A 19453-nucleotide genomic window follows, 5' to 3' on the forward strand; every position below is an offset into this window, starting at 1 on the left:
CCGCCGCGTCTACAAACCAAGCCATTCTCGCTGAACCTAACATCTCGAGGTTACTTGGGTATAAACTAACTAAGAATACTTTTTTCAATTTCCAAGTTTTTTCTACAGCTCATAGAAAGAAATCCGACAAAAAAGCCATGCAAAGTTGGCTCTGCATGGCTTTGGTTTGGGCAGCAATGACACTGCCCTCGTCTATGGTTGGTTACATTGAGCTTTGATCGAAATCGTTGCCTTGGTCAGTACCCGTTTGAGTATCCGAGTCGAAGCTGCCAGAGTCATCCGTGAAGTCAACACCTTGATCTTGACCACCTGCACTTGTCCAGTCGCTGCCGCCAGATTCCATACCCGCCATGTCTGGTTGCTGATCTTGAGCAGAACCTTGCATGGTGTATTGATCATCGACTTCAACTTCAACTGTGCCACTCGCACCTTCTACTGCGCTACCCAATTCGTCGTAACCTTGGAATTGGATTTCGCTCGTACCTTCGTAACCTTCAGGTAGGTCAACCGATACTGGTTGGTTCAGGTTGCCACTTAATGTGAAGCTGCCATCGCCATTATCCAGTGCGTTGCTTACCGATGCACCATCAGGTAGACCGGACATTTCTGCATAATCCACCGATTCGTTACCACTGACCTCATCTGGAACCGAGATAGAAATGGTATCGCCTGGTGCTGCAGTCACATCGGCTGCGCTCTCCTCTTCACTGTCTGCACCGTTTGCTGCTTGCTCTTCAGGTTGTTGCGCTTCGCCAACTTGCTGCTCTGCTGATGCTTGAGCAGTTTGGATTTGTGGCTCGTCGCTTTGCGCTGAATCGTCCGCAACTTGGATGCTCAGATTCTGAGTCGATACTTCACCGTTATCGTTGACCTGAACATCCATAGCCAAATTGCCATCGAAGTCATCGTTCGGCCAGTATGTCCACTCTTCATCACCTGATTTCGCGAAGAAACCTGCATCGTTTGCATCGGCGACATCCAACACTTCTGCTGAAGGGCTAATGCCAAGCTCATCAATCAACTGTGCTTCCGTTAGTGTTAGTGAACCATCATCAGCGAGTGCGTAGCCTTCGCTGGTAGTAGTTTCACCTTCACCTTGGATGTCGACATTAAAGAAGCTCTCAATGCGGTTTTCACCGTCAGTTGCAATAAAGCCAACTTGAACATCTCCGGTGTAGCCTTCTGCTGGTGTGAATTGGTAGTTACCTTGGTTATCGGTCTCTATCACACCTTGACCTTCCATTAGGCTCACTGACTCAATGCTCAAGCTGTCGCCTTCTGCATCGCTCAAGGTCGATAGCATGTCATCATTGGTGAACGACAAGGTGCCATCCGCTGCCATTTCTGTGGTAGAAATGCTGTCGATTTCTGGAGAAGCATTCTCTTGTGGTGCGTCTTCTTTCACGACCACACCTGTTTGCTCATCATGAAGCACACCGTCTTTATCAATCACGTAAGCGATATCCGCTTCACCAGTAAAGCCTGGTGCTGGATTGAATGTCCATGTGCCATCACCGTTATCGACAATCTCACCTTGGCTGCGATCAGCTAGGTGAACGAATTTCACTTCATCACCCGCGTCAGCGTCTACGTTTTCTGCCAATCCGATTAGGTCATCAGCGGTTAGGATAACTGCTTCACCCGCTAGGGTTTCGAAGTCACCTGAATCGATACCATCTTCGAACTCTTCTGGCTCATCACCATAATCCACCGTTGTTGCGGTCACGGTTACGAAGAACTCGCCATTAAAGTCAGCCGGAGGCGTCATTTGCAGGTCTGAGATATCCCACTCGTTCAAGTCGATGTATTGACCCGGCTCCGTAATGGTAATGGTGTTCACACCATCCGTAACTTCGAAGCCAACAGGGAAACCAGTCATCACTAGGTTACTTAGCGTTTCTGAATCGTCGATTAGACCGACATTCAAGCCTAGGTGACCTGTTTCGTCCTCACCGAAGACTAACGGACCATCATGGTCGGTTGTGATGACTGCGCCATCCGCAACAGGGCGAACAAACACTGGTACATCAAGTACCGTCTCAAACTCACCGTCACTTACCACAACTTGCAAGTCAGAAACACCTGCAAAATCGCCTGTCGGTGTGAATGTCCAAGTACCGTCACCGTTGTCTGTTACCTCACCACCATCTTCACCTTCTGCGGTGATAATGCGTGATACGACTAGGTTTTCAGTATCGATATCGCCGAACAAGTTCATCAGGTCGCCAGCGTCGAAGGTGAATGCGCCATCTTCGTCGGTTGCCATAAACGCATTACCCACATTGAATGGAGCATCATTGACTGGAATAACATCCACATTCAACGAGCCTTCAACCACTTCTTCACCATCCGTCGCGGTGTAGCCCAGTTCCACCAAACCATTGAAGTCTTGAGTGGTCACCAAGTGGTACATACCATCTGGTTGCTGGGTTAATGTCGCGTTTGCAGGAGCACGAACCGTGATGCTTTCTACGCTGATTTCGTCACCATCAAGATCCGTAACTTGATCAGCGATGTAAGCTGGGTCAATCACCATGACCACATCTTCTTCGCCTTGCATCTGGATGGTTGGCGCTTCTGGTGCATCGTTAACCGCTTCGACGTTTAGATTGCCTTCAACCGGCGTCACTAAATCACCATCGCTGACGCCGAACGACATTGGCACATCACCATTGAAGTTCTCAGCCGGACTGAATGACCAAGTGCCATCACCGTTGTCTAGCAAGTCACCGTATTGCTCATCAATCACTAGGTCGACAGCAGACAGTTCGTCGTAGGTGTTGTCGATGTCTGTCGCGTTAGCAAGCAACATGTCCTGCGTGATAAGAATGGTGGTATCTTCGGTGCCAGCAATATTCACTGGTGTTGATTGCGGCGCATCGTTAATTGGGTTCACCGTTAGATCAACGCCCACTTCCACGCTCGCACCATCGTTATCAATCAAGTCGAAACTTAGGTCGATATCGCCATTGAAGTTCGCATCTGGCGTAATCGTGAAGCTACCATCTTGGTTCTCAACAACGGTTGCATTGGCTACCGCGGTTAAGTTCACCGCTTCTAGATTATCGCTGTCGACGTCACCCGCTTGAGCCAGTAACTGCTCTTGACTCAATGTGATTGAACCGTCTTCATCGACGCTGTAAGCCAAGTCGCCAGATACCGGAGCATCGTTGACTGGCAATACATCGATGTTCGCGTTGGTTGTCGCAGTTGCACCGTCTTCATCAGCGACTACTACGTCTAGGCTTACGCCACCATTGAAGTTTTCATTTGGCGCGAAGCTGTAAGTACCATCGTCATTCGCCGTTAGAATACCGTCGCTACCACTGTAAGAGACGCTTTCTAGGCTCACGTCACCTTCCACATCGCTTGATTGCGCTAGCAGTTGCTCTTCCGTGAAGATAATGACTTCGTCTTCATTGACAGAGTAACTTGTCACACCTGCGATTGGTGGATCGTTCACCTCAAGAACGGTAATACCCGCAGTGGTTGAGTCTGTCGCCCCCTCTTCATCGACAACTACAACGTCTAGGCTCACCTCGCCATTGAAGTTCTCGTTTGGAGAGAAGGTGTACGTACCATCGCCATTGTCTTGGAAGACGCCATCGTTGCCACTGTAAGTCACACTACTGATGTCTACGTCGCCTTCAATATCCGACGAATTAGCCAGTAGTTGCTCGTCACTAATGGTGATCGAGTTGTCTTCATGTACGGTGTAAGACGTGCTGCCTGCAACTGGCGGATCGTTCTCTGGCGTCACACTCACATCAATGTTGGCAGAGGTTGTATCCGTACCGTCTGACACATCGAACGTAAAGTTCACATCGCCATTGAAGTTCTCATTCGGTGCGAAGCTGTACGTGCCATCGCCATTGTCAGTTAGGACACCATCGGCACCTGTGTAAGTCACGCCTTCAACTGTTAGGTTGTCACCTTCTACATCCGTCGCGCCTGTTAACAAGTCTGCGTCTGTGAAGGTAAGAAGACCGTCCTCACCCACGGTGAACGCTTGATCTTGTGGCTCTGGAGCGTCATTGACTGGTGTTACTGTTAAGTCGAGACCAGCCGCAACCACTTCTTCGCCATCCGTGACATCGTAACTAAACTCAATATCGCCGTAGAAGTTCTCGCTTGGAGTAATGGTGAAGCTGCCATCCTCGTTCATTTCAACCGTTGCATTTTCATCATTGGTGCTCAGGTTGATTGCACTTAGGTCATCACCATCGATATCAACAGCGTGTTCAAGTAACTGCTCTTGAGTCAGCGTAATGCTGTTGTCTTCGGCGGTTACCGCAGTGATATCACCCGTCACTTCTGGTGCATCATTGGTTGGCGAGATATGAATCGTCACATCTTGCGTCGCTGTCGCTGTTGTACCTGTATCCACATCCGTAGACGTAGCGTTCACAGTTAACGTCACATCGCCATTGAAGTCCGCAGAAGGGATAAACTCTAATCCTTCTAGCTCGCCTGGTTGTAGTGACCAAGTACCATCACCATTATCAACACCCGCTGATAGCGAGCTACCTTCTGGCACATCTTCAATCAAGATAGCGAGGTTTTCTGAACCATCGGTATCGGTTAACGCTGCATCGATATCAAGCGGCACTGGTGTATCTTCGGTACCAATAATTTGATAATCCGCGTCCGCTACCGTGATTTCGATGTTGTCGATACCAAATGATTCATCCCAAACGTCTTGATTCAAGGTTGAACCGAAGCCGAGTTGTAGTTCGCCATCCTCGACAGGAACCGTCAGATTGATTTGGTGAGCTTGGTCATTCCAGCCACTGAAGCCTTCACGTTGAGAGGCTCCGTGGATCACTTCACCCACTTCGTTACCGTCTGAGTCGTAAAGCGTTGTCGTGCCATCTTGAGTACGGAACGCTGAGTTCTCTAACGTCGTTAGCTGTTCGCCGCCGACAAAGATTTGGAACGACTCGCCATCCCAAGAATCGATTTCGTAGAAGCTAAACGAGATGTTCACTTCGTTGACATCGCTTGGGATCTCGTAGGTTTTGCTAACCGCTTCATCACCACCAGTGCCACCAATACGACCCAGCATGTCGCCCGTTTCGAAGCCTTGTGAACTTTCGGTGTTCGCGTTCCAACCGTTCGAGCCAGACTCGAAGTTATCAGACTCAATCACCAAGTCTGAAGCAATCGACAGCTCTGGCATATCGACCACAGATTGAACATCGATGTTCGCTTCTGCTGGTACGGTTGCGGTGCCATCGTTGACATCAAACGTCACGTTCACGTTGCCATCGAAGTTTTCATTCGGTGCGAAGGTGTACGTGCCGTCACCGTTATCAACCAAAGTACCGCTGTCAGAAGCAACGTTTTCAACCGTTAGGTTATCACCATCGATATCACCTGCATTTTGCAGCAATTGCTCTTCGGTGAAGGTGAAGCTGGTGTCTTCTTGCGTAACAAACTGTGGCTGACCAACCGTTGGTAGGTCGTTTACTGGGTTCACAGTCAGATCGGCAGTCGCTTGAATGGTTGCATCACCGTCCGTAATGTCGAAGCTCAGATCAATGTCGCCATTGAAGTTCGCATCCGGCGTGATAGTGAAGCTGCCATCGTCGTTCGCAACAACGGTCGCATTGCCATCAACTGTCAGGTTGGATGCGGTTAGGTCGTCGCCATCCACGTCGCCGGCTTGAGCAAGAAGTTGCTCTTGGCTGAGAGTGATAGAACCATCTTCATCCACGCTGTAAGCCAAATCACCTGATACTGGCGCATCGTTGACTGGCAATACATCAATGTTTGCATTGGTTGCTACCGTTGCGCCATCTTCATCGGTCACGACAACATCTAGGCTGACATCACCGTTGAAGTTTTCGTTTGGTGCGAAACTGAATGTGCCATCGCCGTTATCGGTAAAGATACCGTCGGAGCCACTGTAGCTGACGCTATCAATCGCGACGTCACCTTCAACGTCAGAAGCATTCGCCAACAGCTGCTCAGAGCTAATGGTGATGACTTCGTCTTCGTTCACTGAGTAGCTAGTTGCACCGGCAATTGGCGGATCATTCACCTCAAGAACAGTAATGCCAGCGGTGGTTGAGTCCGTCGCACCGTCTTCATCTACCACGACAACATCTAGGCTGACTTCACCATTGAAGTTCTCGTTTGGCGAGAAGGTGTAAGTACCATCACCATTGTCTTGGAACACGCCATCTGCGCCACTGTAGCTCACGCTATCAACCGAAACATCGCCTTCAATATCTGACGAGTTCGCTAGTAATTGCTCATCGCTGATGGTGATCGAGTTGTCTTCGTGTACGGTGTAAGACGTGCTACCTGCCACCGGTGGATCGTTCTCTGGCGTAACACTTACATCGATATTCGCGGTCACGGTATCCGTGCCGTCAGAAACATCGAAGGTAAAGTTCACATCGCCATTGAAGTTCTCGTTTGGCGCGAAGCTGTAAGTGCCGTCACCATTGTCGGTTAGGACACCATCTGCGCCTGTGTAGCTCACGCCTTCAACCGATAGGTCATCGCCATCGATATCTGTTGCGCCATCAAGCAGATCTTCATCAGTGAACAACAAGACGCCATCTTCACCAATGGTGAACGCTTGATCTTCTGGTTGTGGTAGGTCGTTAACTGGATTAACCGTTAGATCTGCTGTTGCGACCAAGGTGTCAGAACCATCACTGATATCAAACGTGATATCAATGTCACCATTGAAGTTCGCATCAGGCGTGATGGTGAAGCTGCCATCGTCGTTAGCAGTCACTGTCGCATTACCATCCACAAGCAAGTTTTCAGCAACAAGGTCATCGCCGTCCACATCGCTCGCTTGAGACAACAATTGCTCTTGGCTCAATGTAATGGTGTTATCTTCATCTACGTTGTAAGCCAAGTTACCCGATACTGGTGCGTCGTTGATTGGCAATACATCCACAGTGATATAGGTGTCGACTTCTGCGCCATCTTCATCACGAATAGTCACGTCCAGCGATACTTGACCATTGAAGTTCTCATTCGGTGCAAAGCTACAAGTGCCATCGCCATTTACTGAGAAGATGCCATCTGGACCGTCGTAGCTGATACTTACAAGCTCAACATCCCCTTCGACATCCGAAGCATTCAGAAGCACTTGTGATTCACTGAACGTTAGAACTTGGTCTTCATCGATGGTGTACGCAGTTGGACCTGCGATTGGCGGATCGTTCACCTCAAGTACCGTGATACCTGCGGTAGTTGAATCCGTCGCACCATCTTCATCGACCACGACAACATCTAGGCTCACTTCGCCATTGAAGTTCTCGTTTGGCGAGAAGGTGTACGTGCCATCACCGTTGATTTCCAGCACACCATCGTTACCGCTGTAGCTCACGCTATCAATCGATACATCACCTTCAATATCCGATGAGTTCGCTAGTAGCTGTTCATCACTGATGGTGATCGAGTTATCTTCATGCACTGTGTAAGACGTGCTGCCTGCCACCGGTGGATCGTTCTCTGGCGTCACACTCACATCGATATTCGCGGTCACGGTGTCCGTGCCATCGGAAACATCGAAGGTAAAGTTTACGTCGCCATTGAAATTTTCGTTCGGTGCGAAGCTATACGTGCCATCGCCATTGTCAGTTAGGACACCGTCCGCGCCAGTGTATGTGACACCTTCTACCGATAGGTCATCGCCATCGATATCGGTTGCACCATCAAGCAGGTCTTGATCAGTGAAGGTCAACACGCCATCTTCACCAATGGTGAACGCTTGATCTTCTGGCTGCGGCAAGTCATTAACTGGGTTAACCGTTAGGTCCGCCGTTGCAACGATAGTATCGCTGCCATCGTTGATATCGAACGTGATATCAATGTCGCCATTGAAGTTCGCGTCAGGCGTAATGGTAAAGCTACCATCGTCATTAGCCGTAACCGTCGCATCACCGTCAACCACTAGGTTAGAAGCGGTTAGTGCATCACCTTCTACATCCGTTGCTTGTGCCAACAATTGTTCTTGGCTTAGCGTGATTGAGTTGTCTTCGTCGACACTGTAAGCCAAGTCACCCGATACTGGAGCATCATTGATTGGCAGAACATCAATGTTTGCCGTCGTCGAAGCGGTCGCACCATCTTCGTCCACGACTACAACATCAAGATTCACTTCACCATTGAAATTTTGGTTTGGTGCAAAACTGAACGTACCATCACCATTGTCGGTAAAGATACCTTCGCTGCCACTGTAGCTCACGCTATCTAGTGCTACCTCACCTTCAATATCGGAAGAGTTTGCCAACAACTGTTCTGCACTGATGGTAATGACTTCATCTTCATCAATGGTGTAACTGGTTGTTCCTGCGATTGGTGGATCGTTCACCTCAAGAACGGTAATACCCGCTGTTGTTGTATCAACCGCGCCGTCCTCGTCAACCACGACAACATCTAGGCTAACATCGCCATTGAAGTTTTCGTTTGGTGAGAAGGTGTAAGTACCATCGCCATTAATTTCTAGCACACCGTCGTTACCGCTGTAGCTCACGCTGCTGATTGCAACATCACCTTCGATATCAGACGAATTAGCCAGTAGTTGCTCATCACTAATGGTGATCGAGTTGTCTTCATGCACTGTGTAAGACGTGCTGCCTGCCACCGGTGGATCGTTCTCTGGTGTGACTGTCACATCGATATTCGCGGTCACGGTATCCGTGCCATCAGAAACATCGAAGGTAAAGTTCACGTCGCCATTGAAGTTCTCGTTTGGAGCAAAGCTGTAGGTACCATCACCGTTATCGGTTAGGACACCGTCCGCACCAGTGTAAGTGACACCTTCAACCGATAGGTCATCGCCATCGATGTCCGTTGCACCATCCAATAGGTCTTGATCAGTGAAGGTCAACACGCCATCTTCACCAATGGTGAACGCTTGATCTTCTGGCTGCGGCAAGTCATTGACTGGGTTAACGGTTAGGTCCGCCGTTGCAACAATAGTGTCGCTGCCGTCGTTGATATCGAACGTGATATCAATGTCGCCATTGAAGTTCGCATCTGGCGTGATAGTGAAGCTACCATCGTCGTTTGCCGTAACCGTTGCATCGCCATCAACCACTAGATTAGAAGCGGTTAATGCGTCACCTTCTACATCCGATGCTTGAGCAAGTAGCTGCTCTTGGCTCAACGTGATTGAGTTGTCTTCGTCGACGCTGTACGCCAAGTTACCCGACACAGGGGCGTCATTGATTGGTAAGACATCGACCGTGAGGTAAGTATCGACCTCTGCGCCATCTTCATCACGAATGGTCACATCCAACTGCACTTGGCCGTTAAAGTTTTCATTCGGTGCAAAGCTACAAGTACCATCGCCGTTTACTGAGAAGATACCATCTGGACCGTCGTAGCTGATGCCTACTAGCTCAACATCGCCTTCAACATCCGAAGCATTCAGTAGCACTTGCGATTCACTAAACGTTAAAACTTGGTCTTCATCGATGGTGTACGCAGTTGGACCTGCGATTGGTGGATCGTTCACCTCAAGTACCGTTATACCTGCGGTGGTTGAATCCGTCGCGCCATCTTCGTCGACGACAACAACATCTAGGCTCACCTCGCCGCTGAAGTTCTCGTTTGGTGAGAAGGTATACGTACCATCACCGTTGATTTCTAACACACCGTCGTTGCCGCTATAACTGACGCTGTCGATCGCCACTTCACCTTCAATATCAGACGAGTTCGCTAATAGTTGTTCGTTGCTAATGGTGATCGAGTTGTCTTCATGCACTGTGTAAGCCGTGCTACCTGCAACTGGTGGGTCGTTCTCTGGCGTCACGCTCACATCGATATTTGCGGTCACAGTGTCCGTGCCATCGGAAACATCGAAAGTGAAGTTCACATCGCCATTGAAGTTCTCGTTTGGAGCGAAGCTATACGTGCCATCACCATTGTCAGTTAGGACACCGTCCGCGCCTGTGTAAGTGACGCCCTCAACAGATAGATCATCCCCTTCAATATCGGTAGCACCTGTTAGCAGGTCTGCATCGGTAAAGGTCAGTACACCATCTTCGCCAACAGTAAACGCTTGATCTTGTGGTTCTGGTGCATCATTGACAGGCGAAACCGTTAGCTCTAAGTTGGTTGAGACAACATCATCACCATCAGACACATCGAACGTAAAGGTAATATTACCATTAAAGTCCGCATCTGGCGTTAAGGTGTAAGTACCGTCGCCATTATCGGTGATGGTGATGTTTTCATCATCTGTTGCCAAATTCAGCGCTGTCAGTTGATCACCATCCTGATCACTAGCATTCGCAAGTAAATCTTCTTGCGAGATAAGGATAGAACCATCTTCTTCAACCAGTGCTGATACTGGCAATGCTTCTGGCGCATGTTCAATAACAGCGCCTGTGGCATTGATATAAATAGTTTGAGAAACCGTCTCAGCATCACCGTTAGACAACTCAGTGGCTGTAGCCGTTATGTTTACCTCTAGCTGTTGATTGAAGTCTTCTGGAAGCTGAATCTGTAACTCTTGATCAATAGCAGTGGTCGGCAGTGTTACAGAGCCATCAGGCCCAACCGTCACTTCGCCACTGTAGATCTGGCTATTTACTTCACCAACATCAATGGTGAAGTTGAAATCGGAATAATCAGCATCACCACCACCGTAAAGATCCTCAAAGCCGTAGACCAACTCACCGTCTTCGTTCACAGTAGTTCGGGTATGTTCAATGCCATCTTGGTTGAGCTCTGAGCTCGAACCACCATGGAAGATCGCATCTCCAAACTGGCTTTGAATCACCGTTTCTGAACCGTCAACACCAACAAACACCAGTTGTGGGTCGACGGTATCCATATTGGCCGGCGAACCATCCGTTGCACGGAATTCATATTGACCATCTGGCAGAGCGTCGAAGTTATTGTGGGCATGACCATTTGGAATTAAGAACAGATTGAAACTTTCCCCTTCCGAAATTTGGAAGCTAAATTGGTCTTGTCCCGGAACGAGGTCACCACCACCGCCAACTTGAGAAGCGTTTTCGTACACCACTTCAACGCCAGTGATATTGCCGTCTTCATCAACTTTGTAATAACCAGCCGCGTTTTGGTAACCCGCCGTCTCACCTTCAAACGTAACCGTGATTTCAGTATCGTTGAAACTGGTGATACCGTTATCTTGATCGTTAAGTACACCTTCGTTGTCGTAACTGATGACGGAGCCTTCTGGCACGCCATCAACGGTCACAGTCAGCGTTTCAGAAAGGTCTTGGTCTACGAGCGCAGCCGCAATATTCAGCTCAACAATGCCGCCTGGATCAACCAAAATAGCGTTATCATCGATCACAGCACCATCACCATCTGTAATGGCAAGATCAGGTGCATCCGCAACCGCTTCAATGTGGACATTGATGTCTTGTTCTACTTCATCCGTGCCGTCAGAAACCGTAAAGCTGAACTGTAAATCACCACTAAAGTGTTCTTCTGGAACAAAGCTAAACGTACCATCACCGTTGTCGGTGACCGTACCTTCATCACCTGAATAATTAATACTGGTAACGGTTAGGTCATCACCTTCAATATCGATAGCGCCATTGAGCAAGTCCCCCTGAGTAAACAGGATACTGCCATCTTCTTCGATGCTATACATGGCTGGTGCGACAATTGGGATATCGTTGACGGGATTAACCGTCAGCGTCATTTCGGTTGATGTGCTTAGCTCGCCGTCGTTCACTTCATAGGTAAACGCAATTTCACCGTTAAAGTTCTCAGATGGCGTCACGGTATAGGTACCGTCACCATTATCAACAATGCTTGCATTTGGATCGTTAGTCTCAAGCGCGGTCGCGTATAGATCATCACCGTCTTGGTCGCTTGCATTCTCAAGCAACATATCTTGTGTCACGAGGATAGAACCGTCCTCGTCCACATTTGCAATAGTTGGCGCTGCTTCTGGCGTGTCGTTGACAAATTCCACTTTCAAATCGATATTCGCCGCCACCACATCGGTGCCATCGCTCACATCAAACGTGAGGTCAACATTACCAAAGAACCCCTGCTCTGGCGTTAACGTGTAAGTGCCATCACCATTGTCTGTTACTTGAACCGTATCGCTCAAGCTCGTCACGTTCACAACAGATAAGTCATCGCCTTCGATGTCCGTCGCTTGAGCCAGCAACTCTGCTTCAGTAATCGTGATGGCTTCGCCGTCTTCTGTGGTGAAGGACAAATCAGGCACATCTGGCAGGTCGTTCACTGGGTTAACGGTGAGGTTTAGATCCGCAGCGACGGTTTCAATCGCGTCAGTTACGTCATAAGTAAATTCGATTTCACCAAAGAAGTTTTCGCTCGGTGTAATCGTGAAGCTACCATCAGCGTTCTCAACGATGGTTGCATTAGGATCGTTGGTCGACAGGTTCACCGCTTCAAGATTGTCACCATCCACGTCCGTCGCGTTCGCTAACAAGTCTTCTTGAGTGATGGTAATCGAGCCATCTTCGTCCACGACTGCATCAATAGGACCGCTGACTTCCGGTGCTTCATTGACGATCTCGACATCAATTGAGGCGGTACTTGGTGCACTTGCTTGACCATCACTGATATCGAAAGTCAGATTTACGTCACCATAGAAGTTCGCTGTCGGCTCGAAGGTAAAGGTGTTGTCGCCGTTGTCTGTCAACGTACCTTGTGACTGGTCAACAAGCAGTAGATTCTCGATATGCAAAATGTCGCCATCCACATCGGTCGCACCTGATAACAGGTCTTTTGCTTCGATGATGATGGTGCCGTTTTCTAGCATTTGAGTATGCAGCGGTGCACCAGGAACTGGCACATCGTTGACCGGAATAACGGTCAGATCTAGATGAGTATCGACTTCATCGGTGCCATCGAAGACTTTGTAATCGATGTCGACTTCACCATTGAAGTTTTCATTCGGCATAAAGGTGTAAGTGCCGTCGCCATTGTCGACAAGCTCACCGTTATCACCGCTGTAAGAGATATCAGAGATAGACAGCGCATCGCCTTCCACATCACTTGCATTGGCAAGCAGATCGTCCGCGCTAAACGTAATGCCCACATCCTCATCTGTCAACAACACAATCGGACCAGAAACGATTGGCGCATCGTTTACTGCTTCGAAGTTGATGTTGATGATGTTGTCGTCAGTGAGTTCACCATCTGTAACTTGGTAACCAAGCTCAATCTCACCGTAAAAGTTCTCAGCAGGTGTGACTGTCCATGTACCATCACCGTTGTCGGTTAACGTAGCGTGCTCCGCATTATCCCCCACCAGCTCTAGGTTTTGAATATCAAGAACATCGCTATCGATATCACTCGCTTGTGCTAAAAGCTGTTCTTCTGTGATAACCACAGAGGCAAACTGCGTAGAACCTTCGGTATCGATGGTCACATTTGGCAGATCAGCGGTCAGTTCGATTTCACTGTCACCTTCACGGATATTCAGTTCGACCGTTTCAGTGATTTCCGTGCCGTCCACACCAATAGATGTAAATACTGCTTCATCATGACAAGTTTGCGAAACCGTCATGTTTTGAACCACATAAGTACCGTTACCTTGAATCGTTCCTAACTCAAAGTAAGACACTGGCTCGTTCACCGTTAGAGTGTAATCCGTCTCATAGCTACCACGATCTTCTTTGTGGTAAGTCATTGAGTCGATCAAGTCACCCTCAGAGTTGAATGCTCGAATTTCGACTTCTGTAAAGTGGCGAGACTCTTCCATAAACCAGCCGCCTAGGCCATCTAGGTGGAAGCTGATTTCGTTGATGTCTTGACCTTCAACGGTTACAGTCAGTTTTTCGTCGCCACTCAAACCTTGGCGGTCAGTATCGCCAATACCATGCCCAATGTGCGTGTTACCATTCCAAGCACCAAGAGGGTCGTCGTTACTCTGAACGGTAACCGTCAAATCACCATCAGTGAATTGACGCGTATAAGGGTCAACTTCATCCCCCCAATCATCCACACTCGCGTTGTCATCAAACGTACCGATTTGTGTCGTATGAGTACCGTTGGCTAATGCCTCATCGTCTGGGATAAAGCGCACTTCCGTATCTGCAGGCACCTCTTGCCCGACTTCTAGCTGTATCCATTCATCATTTAGATTCGCTTCAATGATGCCGTTTTCAGGGGCTTGGTCGAGACGTAACGCAGGCTCTTCACGCAGAGAAACACCTACTGTTTGGTCTTCTTCCGCTTGAATAAAGATCTCGTCGCCCGCGTCTGGCGCATCGTTGACAGGGTTAACGGTCAGATCCAGCGTGGTCAGAACATCATTTTCGCCATCGCTGATGTTGTAAGTGAAGTCCAACTCACCGTTAAAGTTTTCCGTATGCGTAATAGTGAATGAACCATCGTCATTGGCTACGATCGTCGCATCTGGGTCATTGGTTTGTAGATTGCTGGCAACAAGGTCATCACCTTCAATGTCTGTCGCATTCGCAAGCAACTGTTCTTGTGTGATGGTGATGGCGTTATCTTCATCAACTTCCGCTTGAATGCCTGACGTTTCAGGTGCGTCGTTCACCGCGATAACATCGATGCCTGCGGTTGTCGTATCCGTTGCACCATCTTGGTCGATAACCGTAACGTCGAGCGAAATGTTACCGTCAAAGTTCTCATTTGGCGTAAAGGTATATGTGCCGTCGCCATTGTCCACGAAGCTACCGTCGTTACCAGAGTAGCTAACATTCGCCAAGGCTACGTCGCCTTCCACATCAGAAGAGTTGGCTAACAACTGCTCGTCACTAATGGTGATTTGACCGTCTTCTTGAACCGTGTAAGACGTAGAACCTGCCACCGGCGGATCGTTCACTGGTGTCACGCTGACATCAATGAATGCTGGTGTTGAACCTGTGCCGTCAGACACATCGAATGTGAACTGAACATCACCGTTGAAGTTCTCATTCGGCGCAAAGCTGTAAGTGCCATCGCCATTATCGGTAAGCACGCCATCCGCACCTGTGTAGAGAACGTTTTCGATAGACAGATCATCGCCATCAATATCCGATGCGCCTTCCAATAGGTCGGCATCCGTGAACAGCAAGGTGCCATCTTCTTCTACCGTGAACTGTTGATCTTGCGCTTGTGGCAAGTCATTCACAGGATTAACCGTAATATCCAGACCAACTTGTACCGAGCCACCATCGTTATCAATGATATCGAAGGTCAGATCTAGGTCGCCGTTGTAGTTTTCATCCGGTGTGATGGTGTAACTGCCATCATCGTTGTATTGAATTGTCGCGTTGTCATCTGTCGATAGATTGATGGCTTCAAGGTTCTCGCTATCAATATCGCCCGCTTTGGCAAGCAGCTGCTCTTGGCTTAGCGTGATTGAGCTGTCTTCGTTGATGGTGTAAGCCAAATCACCCGATACTGGTGGATCGTTGATTGGCAACACATCGACATTGATGTGCGTATCAACGGTTGCCCCATTCTCATCTTGAATGGTCACATCCAACTGAACTTGGCCATTGAAGTTCTCGTTTGGTGCAAAGCTGCAAGAACCATCACCATTGACGGTAAAGATACCATCCGAGCCTTCATAGCTGATGCCAACAAGCTCTACATCGCCCTCGATATCAGACGCGTTGGCAAGAATTTGTGACTCACTGAATGTCAGTACTGAATCTTCATCAATCGTGTAAGACGTTGGACCGGCAACTGGAGGGTCATTCACTTCAATGACCGTAATACCTGCTGTCGTTTCGTCAATCGCACCTTGCTCATCCGCCACAATCACATCAAGGCTGATATCACCGCTGAAGTTCTCATTCGGCATGAAGGTATAAGTGCCGTCACCGTTGTCTTGGAATACGCCATCCGTGCCTGAATAGGTCACGCTATCGATGGACACTGCGCCTTCCACATCCGAAGAGTTAGCCAGAAGCTGCTCGTCGGAAATCGTAATCGCATTATCTTCATCAACCGTGTAAGACGTTGAACCCGCAACCGGAGGATCGTTCACTGGAGTGACGCTCACGTCCACATTGGCAGGTACGGTCTCAGTGCCGTCAGAAACACCAAAGCTAAAGCTGACATCACCGTTGAAGTTTTCGTTTGGTGCAAAGGTGTAAGTACCATCACCGTGGTCAGTCAGCACACCATCGCTGCCTGTGTAGCTAATGCCATCAACCGTTAAGTTATCGCCATCGATGTCGGTCGCGCCAGCAAGCAAGTCTGCATCGGTAAACTGAAGCGTACCGTCTTCTTCAACACTGAACTGCTGGTCTTGAGGAATAGGAAGATCGTTAACCGGATTAACCGTTAGATCCGCCGTTGCTTGGATAGTGTCTGTGCCATCCGTAATGTTGAATTGGATATCAATGTCACCATTAAAGTCCGCATCTGGTGTAATCGTGAAGCTGCCATCGTCGTTCGCAGTAACGGTTGCGTTTCCATCCACCGTCAAATCACTAGCAGTCAGGTCATCGCCCTCAATGTCAGATGCTTGAGAAAGAAGCTGCTCTTGGCTGAGTGTAATCGCGCCGTCTTCATCAACGCTGTAAGCCAAATCACCCGATACTGGCACATCATTGATTGGCAATACATTCACATTGATGACGGTATCAACTTCAGCTCCATCTTCATCTCGAATGGTCACATCAAGTTGAACTTGCCCGTTAAAGTTCTCGTTTGGCGCGAAGCTGCACGTGCCATCATCGTTAACGCTGAAAATGCCATCCGGACCATCGTAACTAATGCCAACAAGCTCTACATCGCCTTCCACATCCGAGGCATTCAACAGCACTTGCGACTCACTGAAGGTCAGAACAGAATCTTCATCAATGGTGTAAGACGTTGGTCCTGCGACTGGTGGATCGTTCACTTCCAGCACCGTAATGCCAGCAGTGGTGGCATCCGTTACGCCTTCTTCATCAGCGACGACAACATCAAGCGTCACTTCACCATTAAAGTTTTCATTTGGAGAGAAGGTGTACGTACCGTCACCATTGATTTGCAACACACCATCGCTGCCAGAGTAGCTCACGCTATCAATCGAGACATCCCCTTCTAAATCCGAAGAGTTTGCCAACAGCTGCGCGTCAGAAATGGTAATAGAGTTGTCCTCGTGAACCGTGTAAGACGTTGAGCCAGTCACCGGAGGATCATTCACCGGCGTAACGCTCACATCCACATTCGCTGAAACCGTATCTGTGCCGTCGAAAACATCAAAGCTAAAGTTCACATCGCCATTGAAGTTCTCATTTGGCGCAAAGCTATATGTGCCATCGCCATTGTCAGTTAGAACGCCGTCGGTTCCTTCGTAGCTGATTCCCGTTACAGAAAGGTCATCGCCTTCAATGTCGGTAGCACCAGTAAGCAGATCCGCGTCAGTAAATTGCAGCGTGCCGTCCTCTTCCACACTGAATTGTTGGTCTTGAGGAACAGGCAGATCGTTGATTGGGTTAACGGTTAGGTCAGCGGTTGCTTGAACGGTATTCGTGCCATCTGAGATATCGAAGCTGATGTCGATATCACCATTGAAATCTGCGTCCGGTGTGATGGTGAAGCTGCCATCGTCATTTTGAGTCACCGTCGCATTGCCATCTACCGAAAGGTTAGACGCCGTTAGTGCATCGCCTTCCACGTCAGAAGCTTGCAACAACAACTGCTCTTGGCTCAAACGAATCGAGCCATCTTCATCCACCGAGTAAGCAAGATTGCCTGATACTGGCGCATCGTCGACTGGTGTGACGCTTACATCAATGTTGGCAGAAACCGTATCTGTACCGTCGGACACATCAAAGCTGAAGTTCACATCGCCGTTGAAGTTTTCATTTGGCGCAAAAGTGTATGTTCCATTGCCGTTGTCGGTCAGGATGCCGTCGCCACCATCGTAGCTCACACCTTCAACGGTTAGGTTATCGCCTTCAATATCCGTTGCGCCAGTAAGCAGGTCTGCATCGGTGAAGATCAGCGTGCCGTCCTCTTCCACCTCAAAGGTTTTATCTTCAGGCGCTGGTGCGTCATTGATTGGACGAACGGTTAAATCGATAGAACTTGAAACGGTTTCTTGACCATCACTGATATCAAACGTTAAGTCGAGTTCACCATTGAAATCAGCGTCCGGAACCACAGTGAACGTGCCGTCACCATTGTCTTGAACCGATGCATTCGCACCCACTTGGACGTTAGACGCAACAAGGTCGTCGCCATCAACATCACTTGCGTATTCGAGTAACTGTTCTTGCGTGAAGGTAATGGTGCCATCTTCATCCATGATGTAAGCCAGATCTTGTTCTACCTCTGGCGCGTCGTTTTCACCTTCGACTTTAATTTGGAACGTTTCGCTCGTGGTTTCTGAGTCGAAATCATCTTCTACTTGCGTTGTAGTCTCTTCGCTAGAGTCTTGAACATCCACCGCAAAGGTTTCTTCTGTGGTTTCGGAATCTAGGTTATCACCACCTTGTGAACCTTCAGAATCGGATGAAGAGGCACTTGGCGCAGCCGAAGTTTGTACAGCTTGTCCTTGTGCTTCATTGCCTTCTGCGTCCGAACCACCTTCGGAGCCAGAGGCATCACCGCCACCAACAGCTTGCGCACCCGCACCTGAAGCCGCACCGCCGCTGCCCGCAGCTTCTTCACCAGAACCACCGTCTGATGCCACGCTGTCTACCACGTTCGATTGAGCGGCATCCGAACCACCACTACTCTCTGGCGCGTCTTCTTGTACCGCACCACCGGACGCCGAGGCTTCTTCCTCAGTACCGGCACCACTTGGGTTGTCTTCCATCGCCTGATTGGCTTCGTCTGCTGCATCGGTATTTTCAGCACCCGTCGCTACGGTCGAAGCAATCGTATTCTGTTGATTTTGCTGATTCTGCTGCTGGGAGGGGGTACCCGCGTCATTGGTTTCCGTTTGTTCTACCGCGTCATTTAGGTCTTTGTTTTGGTTATTTTGATTGTTGTCACCTGCCATTACAGCCTCCGTTGCCATTAGCTAACTGATCGTGTTTAGAGGCAGTAAAGGACACCATTCTGGAAAACCAACTTTTTTATCCAACTTTTTTCATACTCCTGTTGCTTAACCAGAAAGAGGTAAAAAAAATTTGAAAACGCAATTTAAAGATCCTTAGTTATTGTCATTAAAGCAATTAGGGCGGTGGAACAATGATAAACATGACGAATCTGTTGCGCTCAGTCGACAACAGCCACAAAGGGCTGCAATTGCTATTGGGAGATTTTTACAAGGATTTCAGCAGCGCGGCGATCAACATCGAAATGCTGCATAAACAAAACCGTTTTGAAGAACTGAGTGGCTACTCAAAAAAGCTGAAAACCATTCTGGTATTGCTTTGTGATGATGATTTACCACCCAAGATGGCAAAGCTAGAGCATTTAAGTAAGCACCACTTTCCCGCACCTAATGAATTGATTGAGGACATCAAAACTGAGCTCAACAACGTGAACAAACAAATAAGCCAGCTGTTAGATATCGAGAACTCTATCGATGACAGCACTGATGATGAATAAC

At 48.7% G+C, this 19453-nt stretch carries 2 protein-coding genes; one reads left to right on the forward strand and one right to left on the reverse strand.

What is annotated here, in order from left to right:
- Positions 1 to 202 precede the first annotated feature (202 nt).
- Complete coding sequence (locus C1S73_RS25080) at positions 203 to 18898, reverse strand: tandem-95 repeat protein (RefSeq protein ID WP_038867462.1); 18696 nt, start codon at positions 18896 to 18898, stop codon at positions 203 to 205.
- 200 nt (positions 18899 to 19098) lie between these two features.
- On the opposite strand from C1S73_RS25080, the gene C1S73_RS25085 reads away from it, so the two are divergent.
- A complete protein-coding gene (locus C1S73_RS25085) occupies positions 19099 to 19452 on the forward strand; it encodes a hypothetical protein (RefSeq protein WP_009704724.1) in 354 nt (117 codons plus the stop codon).
- Position 19453: the final 1 nt, after the last annotated feature.

It is taken from the genome of Vibrio jasicida 090810c, from assembly GCF_002887615.1.
In the GTDB taxonomy this organism is placed as follows: Bacteria; Pseudomonadota; Gammaproteobacteria; order Enterobacterales; family Vibrionaceae; genus Vibrio; species Vibrio jasicida.